This window comes from Streptomyces sp. NPDC111507, from assembly GCF_055638955.1.
Genome location: NZ_JBVKBU010000002.1, coordinates 679,313 through 691,495, shown reverse-complemented (window position 1 = coordinate 691,495; position 12,183 = coordinate 679,313). Strand labels below are relative to the sequence as shown.

11 protein-coding genes are annotated in these 12,183 nt (G+C 69.6%); 3 read left to right on the top strand and 8 right to left on the bottom strand.

The features are described from left to right. Nucleotides 1-98: 98 nt before the first annotated feature. Both ACZ7M2_RS10625 and ACZ7M2_RS10620 read left to right on the top strand, forming a co-directional pair. Entirely contained in the window at nt 99-1,655 is a 1,557-nt protein-coding gene (locus ACZ7M2_RS10625; RefSeq protein WP_471594936.1) for an ABC transporter substrate-binding protein, read from the top strand. A 114-nt stretch (nt 1,656-1,769) separates the two neighbouring features. After that, entirely contained in the window at nt 1,770-2,192 is a 423-nt protein-coding gene (locus tag ACZ7M2_RS10620) for an ATP-binding protein (protein WP_471594935.1), read from the top strand. Between the two features lies 1 nt (nt 2,193). Here ACZ7M2_RS10620 and ACZ7M2_RS10615 read toward each other — a convergent pair whose 3' ends face one another. The 3 genes from ACZ7M2_RS10615 to ACZ7M2_RS10605 form a co-directional block, all read right to left on the bottom strand. Continuing rightward, nucleotides 2,194-4,245: a sulfatase-like hydrolase/transferase gene (locus ACZ7M2_RS10615; protein ID WP_471594934.1), complete on the bottom strand. Its 2,052-nt coding sequence runs from the start codon at nt 4,243-4,245 to the stop codon at nt 2,194-2,196. 178 nt (nt 4,246-4,423) lie between these two features. Next, on the bottom strand, nt 4,424-5,992 hold the full coding sequence (locus ACZ7M2_RS10610; protein ID WP_471594933.1) for a sensor histidine kinase: 1,569 nt from the start codon (nt 5,990-5,992) through the stop codon (nt 4,424-4,426). Further along, nucleotides 5,989-6,678 carry a response regulator transcription factor gene (locus tag ACZ7M2_RS10605; protein WP_471594932.1) on the bottom strand — a complete coding sequence of 230 codons (690 nt, stop codon included), beginning with the start codon at nt 6,676-6,678 and terminating at the stop codon, nt 5,989-5,991. The genes ACZ7M2_RS10610 and ACZ7M2_RS10605 overlap by 4 nt, the downstream gene beginning before the upstream one ends. A 187-nt stretch (nt 6,679-6,865) precedes the next feature. On the opposite strand from ACZ7M2_RS10605, the gene ACZ7M2_RS10600 reads away from it, so the two are divergent. Continuing rightward, nucleotides 6,866-9,274: an MMPL family transporter gene (locus tag ACZ7M2_RS10600; protein ID WP_471595222.1), complete on the top strand. Its 2,409-nt coding sequence runs from the start codon at nt 6,866-6,868 to the stop codon at nt 9,272-9,274. Here ACZ7M2_RS10600 and ACZ7M2_RS10595 read toward each other — a convergent pair. The 5 genes from ACZ7M2_RS10595 to ACZ7M2_RS10575 all read right to left on the bottom strand — a co-directional run bounded on the left by ACZ7M2_RS10595 (nt 9,267) and on the right by ACZ7M2_RS10575 (nt 12,179). Then, nucleotides 9,267-9,875, bottom strand: a complete 609-nt coding sequence (locus ACZ7M2_RS10595; protein ID WP_471594931.1) for a Uma2 family endonuclease — start codon at nt 9,873-9,875, stop codon at nt 9,267-9,269. The genes ACZ7M2_RS10600 and ACZ7M2_RS10595 overlap by 8 nt on opposite strands. Nucleotides 9,876-9,951: 76 nt before the next feature. Continuing rightward, nucleotides 9,952-10,722: a TetR/AcrR family transcriptional regulator gene (locus ACZ7M2_RS10590; protein WP_471594930.1), complete on the bottom strand. Its 771-nt coding sequence runs from the start codon at nt 10,720-10,722 to the stop codon at nt 9,952-9,954. An 11-nt stretch (nt 10,723-10,733) separates the two neighbouring features. Continuing rightward, the gene (locus ACZ7M2_RS10585; RefSeq protein WP_352049175.1) at nt 10,734-11,240 is read right to left on the bottom strand and encodes a thiol-disulfide oxidoreductase DCC family protein; all 507 of its coding nucleotides are present in this window, start codon (nt 11,238-11,240) and stop codon (nt 10,734-10,736) included. 5 nt (nt 11,241-11,245) lie between these two features. Beyond that, nucleotides 11,246-11,656 (bottom strand): hypothetical protein, encoded by a 411-nt coding sequence (locus ACZ7M2_RS10580; protein ID WP_352049091.1) that lies wholly within the window; start codon nt 11,654-11,656, stop codon nt 11,246-11,248. Nucleotides 11,657-11,765: 109 nt separating this feature from the next. Beyond that, nucleotides 11,766-12,179: a VOC family protein gene (locus ACZ7M2_RS10575; protein WP_471594929.1), complete on the bottom strand. Its 414-nt coding sequence runs from the start codon at nt 12,177-12,179 to the stop codon at nt 11,766-11,768. Nucleotides 12,180-12,183 lie beyond the last annotated feature (4 nt).

Below are 12,183 nucleotides of genomic sequence, written 5' to 3'. Positions count from 1 at the left end.
GATTCTTCGGACACCTCTTCCCTCAGACGAAACACCTGTGGTTGGGTGATCCGCGTCACTGGGGAGTGGCACGGGGCGTGGCCTGGGGAGGGGCGCCGATGCGATCGGTTCGCATACGGATTCTCGCGGTGCTGGTGGTACTGGCGGCCGTGGGTGTGGGCGGCTGGCAGTTACTGCCGTCGAAGAAGAACGACAACAGGACCATCACGGTCGGGACGACGGACGCCGTCACGTCACTCGACCCGGCGGGCGCGTACGACGCCGGCTCCTGGGCCCTGTTCAGCAACGTGTTCCAGTCACTGCTGACGTTCGAGCCCGGTGGCGCCGCCCCCGTGCCGGACGCGGCGAAGAGCTGCGGGTTCGTGGGCGCGGGACTGCGGACCTATGTCTGCACCCTGCGCGACGACCTGACGTTCCCGAGCGGGAGCAAGGTGACCGCCGAGGACGTGAAGTTCTCCTTCGACCGGGTCAAGGCCATCAACTCCGAGGTGGGGCCCGCGTCCCTGCTCTCCACCCTCGGCTCGGTGGACGCCCAGGGCCTCAAGGTCACCTTCCACCTGTCCTCGCCGGACGCCACCTTCCCGTTCAAGGTGGCCACCGGAGCCGGGTCGATCGTCGACCACACCCGCTACCCGAAGCACGCCTTGCGGGGGGACGCGGGCGTCGACGGCACCGGAGTGTACGTACTGAAGTCGTATACGAAGGACAAGCGGGCCGTCCTCGCGCCCAACAAGTACTACAAGGGCTCCGTCGAGGGGAGTGGCACGCCCACCGTGCTGCGCTACTACGCCACCCCCAAGGCGCTGGAGAACGCCTGGAAGGCGAAACAGGTCGACGTCGCGACGCGTCAGCTGCCGCCCGCGACGCTCGCCACCCTCTCGCCGAGCGACCCGAACCAGCACGTCACCGAGTCCGACAGCGCCGAGACCCGCAACCTCGTCCTCAGCGTCCGCGCGAACTCGCCGCTGCACAACCGCCTCGTGCGGCAGGCCGTCGCCCTGCTGATCAACCGCGAGCAACTGGTCAGCCAGACCTACAAGGGGACGACCGATCCGCTGTACGGACTGATCCCCGCGGGCATCACAGGGCACTCGACGTCGTTCTTCGACTCCTACCCCAAGCCCGACGTGAAGAAGGCGAAGGCCCTGCTGACCGAGGCCGGGGTGTCGACGCCGGTGCGCTTCACCTACGGGTATGCCGAGGGGCGGGGCGCCGCCGGTGAGGAGGCCACCGAGATCAAGCGGCAGCTGGAGGCGAGCGGCCTGTTCAAGGTGGACATCAAGGGCTACGAGTGGACCGACTTCCAGAAGCGGTACGCCGAGGGCCGGTTGGACGCCTGGGCGGTCGGCTGGGTCGCCGACTTCCCCGACCCGGACACCTTCAGCACCGCGCTCGTCGGCACCGGCAACAGCATGAAGAACGGGTACAGCGACAAGGACGTGGACCGGCTGATTCAGGACAGTCAGCAGTACGAGGACCGCAGCCGCACGTCCGACGACTTCCAGACACTGCAGGAAATCGTGGCCCGCGATGTTCCCCTGATTCCCCTGTGGCAGCGCAAGGAGTATGTACTCAGCAGTGAGGACGTCGGAGGCGGCCAGTATCTGTCGGACGGGACCGGTGTCTTCCGTCTCTGGCGGCTGAGCTGGATATGACACGTGACGTGATCTCGCGGGGTGGCCCCCCACCCCGGTGACATCGCGCTCTCGCCCAGCGCGGCACCATGTGCGCACTATGTGCCGGAGGTGTGTGCGCGGTGAGGAGCTGAGGTGGTGAGACGCAACGCGTTCCGGCTGCCCCGGCATCCGGCGTCCGTCGGACTCGCCCGGCGCCGGGTACGCGACCATCTGCGGGACTGGGGCCACAGCACCGACGACCCGGCCCTCGCGGACGTCGTTCTGATCGTCTCCGAACTCGTGACCAACGCCGTACGCCACGGACCCCTTCATGAAGGTCGCGAAGGTGACGAAGGGGAGTTCGAGGTCGCGGTGACCGCCCTCGCCGACGGCTCCTGCTTCGTCGAGGTCTCCGACGAGGGCCTCGGCGCACCACGGCCGCGGCCGGTCTCCGTGGGGGAGGAGACCGGCCGCGGCCTGCACCTCGTGGAGGGCGTCGCCGTGGCGTGGGGGGTGTGGAGCCGGGGCCGCTACGGCAAGACCGTGTGGGCGCTCGTGGCGTCCGCGGCCCCGTGAATCATGGCGCCGGGGTCGAGCCGTACGCCGTCAGGAAGCGGTCGCGGAAGGCGTTCATCTTCCAGACCGGGGTGTCCTGCTTCGGCTGCAGGCCGTCCGCCCAGTTCCAGTCGGCGATCTTGTCCAGGACCTTCGGGTCCTTGGCGACGATCGAGACCGGCACGTCACGGCTGGCGTGGTTGCCGCTGACCCGGGCGATGGGCTGGTGGTCGCCGAGGAAGATCAGCACGGTGTTCTTGTTGCCGTACTTCACCAGGTAGTTGATGAGGCTGGACACCGAGTACTGGATGGACTTGCCGTACTCCTGCTTCGACTTGGTGGAGTCGGTGATGATGTCCGCGGGCTTCTTGCCGGCCTTCTCGATCGCGTTGTAGATCGAGCCGTCGCCGACCTGGTCCTGCGGGACCAGCTTGGGGATCGGCGCCCAGGGCTGGTGGCTGGAGGTCAGGATGATCGTCGACATCAGCGGCTTGTCGTGCTTCTTGCTGTGCACCAGGCGCTCGAACGCGGTCAGCGCGTACTGGTCGGGCATGGTCGACCAGCTGAACTTCGGGCCCTTGTAGCCGAGTTTGTGGGCGTCGTAGAGCTTGTCGATGCCGTAGAAATTCTGCTCGGGCCAGGTCTTCTGGACGCCCGGCATGACGCCGACCGTGTCCCAGGCGCCCGTCTTCTTGAACGCGCCGGGGAGGGTCAGGCGGTCGCCCGCGGTGACGGTGCGGTAGCGCTGCTGGTTGCTGATCCACAGGCCCGACAGGAAGGTGGAGTGGCCCAGCCAGCTGCTTCCGCCGTACGTCGCCGAGGTCAGCCAGCCGCTCTTGGCCGCGAACCCGGCGTCGGTCAGCTTCTTGTTCTCGGCGGTGAGCGTCGCGTCGACCCCGGGCGCCATGACCGGGTCCTCGATCGCGCTACGGCCGTAGCTCTCGATGAAGGTGATCATCATGTCCTTGCCGCGCAGCCCGGTGAGCAGCTGGTCGGGCGGCGTGTTGGCGAAGTCGTCCTTCTTCGCGATCTTGCGGAACGCGGCCTCGTCCCGCAGCGTCTGCCGCACCTGCTCCGACTTGAACTGGAGGGCCTGCATGGTGTGCTCCGAAGCGATGGGTATCCCCGCGGCGTACTGCACGCCCAGCGCCGCGCAGGTGACCCAGGCGATGGCCAGCACCAGCGTCGTGCGGGTCGCCGTCTCGGTGTGCCGGGCCGCCAGGTTGCCCAGTCGGATCACCGACATCGTCGTGAGGGCGAGTACGGCGATCGCGAGCGTCACGGCCAGGGCCGCGATGCCGAGCGCGCCGCCCCTGCCGAACGTGTCCTGGAGGTATCCCTGCGCATCACTGAAGAGCGACCAGTCGAGGACGACGTTGAAGCCTCGCCCGAGGTATTCGTTGAAACCGATGTCGAGGAAGTTCACGACGGTCAGGGCGCCCAGGCCGAGCCCGGCCAACGCCGCCACGGCGATCCGCGGCTTGCGGGGCAGGACGATCAGCAGGGCGGCGCCGAAGATCGCCTCCACCGGGAGACGCACGAAAGCGGCCAGCCGGAACTTGTCCGACTGGGTCGGCATGAGCAGCGCGACGACCACGACAGCGAGGGCCACGGCGGTGGTGGTCCACGCGAGAACGCGGGCCGCGACCGGGTACTTCTCCCGCCACCCGCCCCAGACTCGCCGCCACCGGCGCGGGCGGGGGGTGACCTCGCCCTCGGGAGCGTCGACGTCCGAGGCTTCCGCCCCGGGGCTTTCCGCCTCAGAAGCCCCGGACTCCGATGTCTGTGCCTCGGACGTCCGGTCCTCGGGAGTCTCCGTCTCCGCAGCCTCCGCTTCCGGGACCTCCGAGACTTCCGGGACCTCCGGGACCTCCGGGACTTCCGGCTCGGGGTCGGCCTCGGCCTCCGGGGTCTCGGTCTCCGGAGCGTCCGCCTCCGCGGTCTCGGCCTCCGCGGTCTCGGCCTCCGGGGTCTCGGTCTCCGGGGAGTCCAGGGGCGTGACCTCCTGCGAGGGCACGTCCTCCGGCGCCTCGTCCGTTTTCGACAGCTGTCGAGAGCTCGTGTTGAACGACAACCCGGCGGTCCTTCCGTGCGAAGCCCGGTGGTGGCGCGGCGGACCAGGCTGAGGTCGGGGCCGCCTTCATCTGTTGGGTACGAGGTCGTACCGGCCGGTGTTCAATCATCCGGGTTTGCTTATGTTCAAGCGAGTCACTGAGCTTGTTCAAGCACCTCACTGTGCTTGTTAAAGCAGTTCACCGCGCCGGAAGCGTCACCGTGACCTCGAGCCCCGCTCCCGGCGCCGTCCGTACCGCCACGTCACCCCCATGCGCGGCCACCACTCCCTGCACGATCGCCATCCCCAGCCCGCTGCCCGCGCCACCGCCCGCCCGGAAGAACCGGTCGAAGATGCGCGCCGCGTCCTCCTCCGCCAGCCCGGGCCCCTGGTCCGCGACGCACAGCCGTACGGTCCCGTCCTCCCGTTCGAGACCGAGCCGCACCGGCACGTCGGCGGGCGTGTGGGTGCGTACGTTGGCCACCAGGTTGCCCAGCACCTGCCGCAGCCCCGACTCGTCGGCGAGCACCAGCAGTGTCCCGTCGGCGCTCACGGTCACCGGACGTCCGGGCTGCTGGGCCCGCAGATCCTCGGCCGCGTCCCGTACGAGACGGCTCAGGTCGACGTTCTTGAAACGCAGCTCGGGGCTCTGGTCGAGGCGGGCCAGGATGAGCAGTTCGTCCACGAGGCGTCCCATGCGGTCGGCCTCGGCGTTCACCCGGTCCCAGGCCCGCCGGCGCTCACCGGGCTCGCGCAGCATCCCCTTCTCGTACAGCTGGAGGTAGCCGCGGATCGCCGACAGCGGGGTGCGCAGCTCGTGCGAGGCGTCCGCGACGAACCGGCGCAGCTGCGCCGCGCTGCGCTCGCGGGTCCGGTACGCCGATTCCACCTGGTGGAGCATGGAGTTGAGGGCGAGCCGCAGCTGTTCGACCTCCTGGGTCGGATGGTGGCTGGAGGGCACGCGCCGGGTGAGGTCTCCCTCGGCGATGGCGGACGAGGTCTCCACCATGTCCTCCAGTGGCCGCATCCGGCGGCTCACGCTGATCATGGTCAGCACCGCGAGCAGCGACAACAGCAGGGTGCCGACGCCCAGATCGAGCTTGAGGGCCTTGGCGATGCCCTTGTGCAGGGCGTCGGTGGAGGCGGCGAGCAGCACGTACGTGCCGTCGTCGAGCCGGGCCCCGGTGACCCGGTAGGAGGCGCCGTGCACGGTGGTGTCGTGCAGGGCGGGGTCGTGCGCGAGGGCGCTCGGGTCGTCCACCGAGGCGGCCAGCGCGCGCTGGATGTCGGTGGGCTTGAAACCGCCGACGCTGAGGGGGGTCCCGTGGCCGTCCACCGCCGCGAAGATCGAGTCGGGCTTGTCGGACCGGTCCATGCCGGGGACCATCCGCTCGCGTACGAAGGCGAGCGCGGTGAGCGAGTCGATCTGGTGGAGGGTGAGCCGCGAACCGGTCAGCGACTCCCGCGTCTTGGACAGATCCGTGTCGACCTGGTCGAGCAGGTAGTGCCGCATGCCCATCAGGCTGACGGCGGTCGCCACGATGATGCCCAGCGCCAGCAACGCCACGTTCGCGAGCGTCAGCTTGCCGCGCAAGGAGTGGACCCCGTGGTGACGCCGGGGGCGCCGCGCACCCACGTACGCGGGAACCCCCGCACAGAGGGCGAGCTCGGTCCGGGAGACGAGCTCGGTCCGGGACGCGGGCTCCGCGCGGGGGGAGGACTCCGCATGCGCCGCAGCGACGACCGGGTCCGGGGACGCCGCGGTCATGCGAGGCCGTATCCGACGCCCCGGCGGGTCTGGATCACCGGTGGGCCGAGGGGTTCGAGTTTGCGGCGCAGATAGCTGATGTACGTCTCGACGACGGTCGACTCGGCGGAGTGTTCGTACTGCCAGACATGCCGAAGGAGTTGTTCCTTGGGCACGATCCGGCCGCCGTTGCGGACGAGGAAGCGCAGCAGGGCGTACTCGGTGGGGGTGAGCTCCACCGTGCGGTCCCCACGGTGCACGGAGTACGTCGTCTCGTCCAGTTCGAGTTCGCCGTAGCGAAGGGGCGGGCGCTGGGGAAGGACGTCGTCGGGGCGTGTGCGGCGCAGTACGGCCGTGATCCGGGCGACGACCTCGTCGATGTTGAACGGCTTGGTGATGTAGTCGTCGCCGAACCCGAGCGCGCCGACGATCTCGGCGGGCGCGTCCCGCGCGGTGAGGAAGACGATCGCCAGGTCGGATCGGCGCAGGCGCAGTTCACGGCCGAGCGCCCGGCCGTCGCCGTCCGGCAGCATCACGTCGAGCAGCGCGGCGTCGGGCCGGGTGCGCTCGGCGAGCGTGAGCGCCTGACGGACGGTGCCCGCGGTCATCACCTCGAAGCGGTGGTAGCGCAGCGCGATGGCGAGGACGTCCGCGATGCTCGGCTCGTCCTCGACGACGAGAACGGTGGCCCCCTCGTGAGCGGTCATGCCCCCAGTATCCGCACGCGGGTCGCGCCAGGGGGCGGCTCCCCCTTTGGAGTTCCTTGAGAGTCATGGGCGGTCTGTGTCGTCGCTCGAGCGTGCCGGTCGATGGTTGGTCCCAGGACCTGGGGGACCAACCGACAACCGAACGACCGGATGACCGGTCGACTAAGGAGCGTTGAGCGTGGCGACATTGGCACGGTGGTGCTATCGGCACCGGCTGGTGGTCCTGTTGCTGTGGGTGGGGGCACTGCTCGGGCTCGGGGCCGCGGCCTCGACCGCGGGCACGGATTACGCGAACGTCTTCTCCCTTCCGAACACGGACTCCAAGCGCGCGTACGACCAGATGGAGAAGGCCTTCCCGGAGCGCGCGGGCGACACCGACACGGTGGTGTGGAAGGTCGACACGGGAACCGTCCGGGACCAGTCCGTACAGTCCCGGATCCAGCCGGCGCTGGAGAAGATCGGCAAGATGGCGGGAGTCGGCGGCGTCACCGGCCCGTACACGGGCGACCGGGGCGCGGCGCAGATCAGCGCCAACGGCAAGATCGCCTACGCCCAGATCACCTTCGCCGAGCAGGCGAACGCGGTGCCCAAGCAGCTGGTGCAGGACGTGGTCGACACCGCACAGGGCGCCCGAAGCGGCGGTCTGCACGTCGAGCTGGGTGGTCAGGCGATCCAGCGCGTCCAGGAACCGCCCACCGGACTCGCCGAGATGATCGGCATCCTGGCCGCGGCGGTCGTCCTCTTCCTCGCCTTCGGCTCGCTCTTCGCGATGCTGCTCCCGATCGGCATCGCGATCTTCGGGGTGGGCACGGGCCTGTTCTCCACCCAGCTGCTCAGCCATGTGACGTCGGTGCCCGACCTGGCTCCGCTGCTCGCCACGCTGATCGGCCTCGGTGTCGGCATCGACTACGCGCTGTTCATCGTCACCCGGCACCGGCGCGGCATCCTGCGCGGCATGGACCCGGAGGAGTCGGCGGTCACCGCCCTCAACACCTCGGGCCGCGCGGTGCTGTTCGCGGGCGGCACGGTGTGCATCGCGCTCGCCGGGATGCTCGTGACGAACCTGCGCTTCCTGGACGGCGTGGTCATCGGCACCTCGCTCACCGTCGTGTTCAGCGTGCTCGCGGCGGTCACGCTGCTGCCCGCGCTGCTCGGTTTCCTCGGCTCCCGGGTGCTCAGCCGCCGCCAGCGGCGCAAGCTGGCCGCCGATGGCCCCGAGCCGGAGCGGTCCAGCGGTCTCGCGGCGCGCTGGTCGGCGAGCGTCCAGAAGCGGCCGCGCTCGGTCGCCGTGATGGCCCTCGTCGTCATGGCGATCCTCGCGATCCCGGTGCTGTCACTGCGGCTCGGCGCGACCGACCAGGGCAACGACGACGCGTCGACGACGACCCGGAAGGCGTACGACCTCCTCGCGGAGGGCTTCGGACCCGGCTTCAACGGCCCGCTCCAGGTGGTCTCCACCAGCGGCGACACGAACAAGCTGGTGCAGGGCATCCGCGCGACCGACGGCGTCGCCCAGGTCGCGGCGCTGCCGCCCGCGCAGGGCGTCACGGTGATCCAGGTCGTACCGACCACGTCACCGCAGTCCGAGAAGACGGACCAGCTCATCGACACCCTGCGGGACAAGGTGATCCCGGAGGCGGGGGCGCAGGCGCACGTCGGCGGTGTGACGGCGATCTCCAAGGACTTCTCGACCGTCACGGGTGACCGGCTGCCGCTGTTCATCGCCACCATCATCGGCCTGGGCTTCCTGCTGCTGATGGTCGCCTTCCGCTCCCTGGTGGTGCCCCTGACCGCCGCCCTGATGAACCTGATCGCGGCCGCCGCATCCTTCGGCGTCCTCGTCGCAATCTTCCAGTGGGGCTGGGGTCTGAGCCTGCTGGGCCTCGGCAAGGAGGGCCCGATCAACGCCTTCCTGCCCGTCATCATGCTCTCCCTGCTCTTCGGCCTCTCGATGGACTACCAGGTGTTCCTGGTGAGCCGGATGCACGAGGAGTGGGTGCACACGAAGGACAACGCGCGGGCGGTCCGGGTCGGCCTCGCGGAGACCAGCCGTGTCATCAACTCCGCCGCCCTGATCATGGTCTGTGTCTTCCTCGCCTTCGTCCTCAGCGGCGACTCCGGGGCGGCGATGGCGGGCGTGGGCCTCGCGGCGGCGGTCGCGCTCGACGCGTTCATCCTCCGTACGGCGCTGGTGCCGGCCGCGATGCATCTGCTGGGCAAGTCCAACTGGTGGCTGCCGGCGGGTCTGGAGAAGCGGTTGCCGCACCTGGCGGTGGAGCCGGCCGAGGAGGCGGAGCCGCTGCCGCGGGCCTCGGCGGGGGGACCGACGGTCGTGCACGGCTTCGTCCGCGACGCGGAGGGCGCACCGGTCGACGGGGCGGTCCTCACCCTGCTCACCAAGGGCGGGCGTCAACTGGACCGGGTGACCTCACTGGCGGACGGCTCGTACATCGTCTCGGTACCGGCGCCCGGCACCTACCTGCTGTCGGCGACGGCTTCGTCGTACGGCGCCCGCGCCCGGCACGTCATCGTGGCCGACGAACCACTGGTGCACGACCTGGAGTTGACGGAGGGGGAGGTGGACGCCGTCAACTAGCCTTCGGCTGCCCGGCCTTGAGGATTTCGTCGACGTCGAGGGTGACCTTGGCGCCGATGGAATCCGGGAGGGTGACGATCTCGCCGGGGGCGTGCGGGCGGTGGTTCTCGTACCTGCCCCCGGTCGGGTCGGTGAGGACGTGCAGGCGCTGGTGCTTGCGGTCGACGATCACGTAGACGGGGATTTTGGCCTGGGCGTAGGCGGTGACCTTGGTCTTCAGGTCGTTCTTCCAGTTTCCGGAGGTGACCTCCAGGACGAGGCGGAAGCAGACCGGTTCGTAGGAGTTGTTCTCTACGAGGTGGTCCTCGACATCGGCGTCCACGATCGCGAGGTCGGGGATGGCGTAGTCCTCGGTGTCGGTGGGCAGCCAGAGCCCGATGCCTTGGAGTACCTCCGTCTCGCCGTCGTCCAGTCCTGCCGCGATGAACGGGCGCATGAGTTTGGTCAGGGCGCGAGCGTGGGGGACATCCGGGGCGGGGGACACGAGGAGATGGCCTCCGATGATCTCGACGCGGTAGCCCGGATGGCGTTCCATGATCTCGTCGGCAATGGCCGTGAGTGGCCGAGAGTTGAAAGGCTGCTCGGCGGATGCAGCGGACATCGCGTGCCTCCCATGGGCTGGTGTCGAGAACATCATCGTAGGCCGCATCCCTCCCCCATGCCCCGTATCACCGGCTTCACCCGGTCGTGGAGCCCCGCCCCGGATCCGGCAGCATCTTCGTCATCCCCGGCAGGAAGTCCGTGAACAGTTCGTGCACCTCGTGGACGAGCGGGCGCAGGACGCGGAAGCGGGCCAGTGAGACGCCCCGGGTGGTGAGGCGGGCGCCGCGCTCGGCGAGCCGGTAGCTGCGTTCGCGCCCCTCCGTGCGGTCGAAGACCCAGTACAGGACGAGCCCCATCTGCGACAGCCACATCAGCTCGGGCAGGACGTCCCTCAGCTCCTCGGGAACCTTCGCCTTCGAACCGGCGAGCACCTCGCGGTGTATGGCGATGGCCTCCTCGCGCGGGCCCGCCGACTCGAGGGAGAAGGGGCTGAGCGGGCTCTCCGGATCGGCGGCGTTCTTGAAGAACTGCGCCGCGAACTCGTGGTACGGCTCCGCCACGTCCAGCCACGCCTTCAGCACCCCCGCGATCCGCGCCTCCAGATCCTTCTCGCGCTCCAGGACCGGCCGGATCGCCGCCTGGTGCTCGGCGCCGATCCGGTCGTAGAAGCCCTGGATGAGGTGCTCCTTGCCGGCGAAGTAGTAGTACGCGTTGCCGACGGAGACCCCGGCCTCCTGGGCGATCGCCCGCATGGTCGTCTTGTCGTACCCCCGCTCCTGGAACAGCCGCAGCGCGGTCTCCAGGATCAGCGCGCGGGTCTGCTCGCTCTTGGCGGGACCCTTTTCCTGGGCCTTTCCGGGCACGTTCGGGTCGTCCGGGCCGGGGCTGTCTGTCGGTGCTGGCACGGGAACAGAGCCTAACGAGTCGAACAGGAGTCGCTGTCACAGCCGGGAGGCTGGTACGTCCACCCGATGCTCGGCTCGTACACCCACCCGTCGCCCCGCCGGTACGCGCCCCCGCCCCACCCCTGCTGGGCGTGCGCGGAGCGCCACTTCGCGGCGGCGAGCATCGCGCCCTTGGCGAGCCGGGCCCCGGCGGGGGTGCTCAGCCGGTGGGCGAGCGGCCGGTGCTCGCGCAGCGCCCACAGGCAGACGACCCAGGCGGCGGCCCCGCGATAGACCTGACCGCCGTCCCCGACGACGGTGATCTCGTCGAGGGTGGCCCGGTGGTCGAGGGCGGGGAAGAGCGCCCCGGCCTGCTCGGAACCGGCCGGCACGAGCCGCAGCGGCACCAGTTGGGGCTGCTTGACCAGCCAGTCGCGCAGAAAGGTGCACAGCGAGCACGAGGCGTCGTAGAGGACGGTGAGCCCGAGGACCGGGACGCGTGCGGCGTCCCGGTCACGGGTGGCCTTGAGGCCGGTCATGGTGCTCACGCCCCGGCCGCCGGCGCGACCCAGTCCGTCGGCGCGACGGGCGGCAGCTGCTCCCGCTCCATGACGCCCCGCCGCCGGATCTTGTTGAGCACGTACACGTTGCCGAGGTGCATGACCCCGAGGACGAGCAGGACGACGCCGAGCTTGGTCGACAGGGCCTCGAAGATCCCGCGGGTGTCGGTGATCTCGCCGTCGTCGCTGTTCAGATAGAGCGCGACGAAGCCCAGGTTGACGAGGTAGAAGCCCACCACCAGGAGGTGGTTGACGGCGTCGGCGAGCTTCTCGTTCCCGTGCAGCACGTCGGCGAGGAAGATCCGCCCGTTGTGGCTCAGCGTGCGTGCCACCCAGACCGTCAGCGCGATGCTGACCAGCAGATAGATGACGTACGCGACGACCGTGAGGTCCATGTCCCCACCCCTTCTTGAACGCGTTCAAAACGCTGTCGAGAAGGAATGTAGACCTGCTTTTGAACATGTTCAAGTCAGGGTGCGGTGAGGCCGGGCGGAGTGAGGGGGGTCACGCCTGATGGCGGCCCAGCTCGGGCCGCTTGCCGTAGTCCGTGAAGCCGATGACGTTGCCCCAGGGGTCGGCGATCTCGACGGTCCAGCCGGTGGCGACCGGGAAGGCGGGGGCGAGCGGCCGGATGCCCGCCGAGGCCAGCGCGTCGGCCGTGGCCCGCGCGTCCCGGACCTCCAGCCACACCCGTGCCGAGGCCCACAGCGGCGGCCGGAGGCCGAGCTCCTCCTCCAGCCGCAGCAGCAGTCCCGGTGTCTCCTTGCCCACCTTCAGCAGCGCGATCCCGGCCTCGTCCAGCCGGAACGCCACCGGAATGCCCGCCCGCCCGTAGAACTCCACCGCGGCGCCGAGGTTCCCCACGGGCAGCAGTACGTTGTCGAAGCCGAGCAGCTCGTACGACACGTCATCTGACATGCCA

Coding starts and splice junctions, on each gene's coding strand:
- ACZ7M2_RS10585 (WP_352049175.1), bottom strand. CDS start 11,240: ATGACCGGCCTCAAGGCCACCCGTGACCGGGACGCCGCACGCGTCCCG.
- ACZ7M2_RS10610 (WP_471594933.1), bottom strand. CDS start 5,992: ATGACCGCGGCGTCCCCGGACCCGGTCGTCGCTGCGGCGCATGCGGAG.
- ACZ7M2_RS10595 (WP_471594931.1), bottom strand. CDS start 9,875: ATGTCCGCTGCATCCGCCGAGCAGCCTTTCAACTCTCGGCCACTCACG.
- ACZ7M2_RS10575 (WP_471594929.1), bottom strand. CDS start 12,179: ATGTCAGATGACGTGTCGTACGAGCTGCTCGGCTTCGACAACGTACTG.
- ACZ7M2_RS10625 (WP_471594936.1), top strand. CDS start 99: ATGCGATCGGTTCGCATACGGATTCTCGCGGTGCTGGTGGTACTGGCG.
- ACZ7M2_RS10605 (WP_471594932.1), bottom strand. CDS start 6,678: ATGACCGCTCACGAGGGGGCCACCGTTCTCGTCGTCGAGGACGAGCCG.
- ACZ7M2_RS10580 (WP_352049091.1), bottom strand. CDS start 11,656: ATGGACCTCACGGTCGTCGCGTACGTCATCTATCTGCTGGTCAGCATC.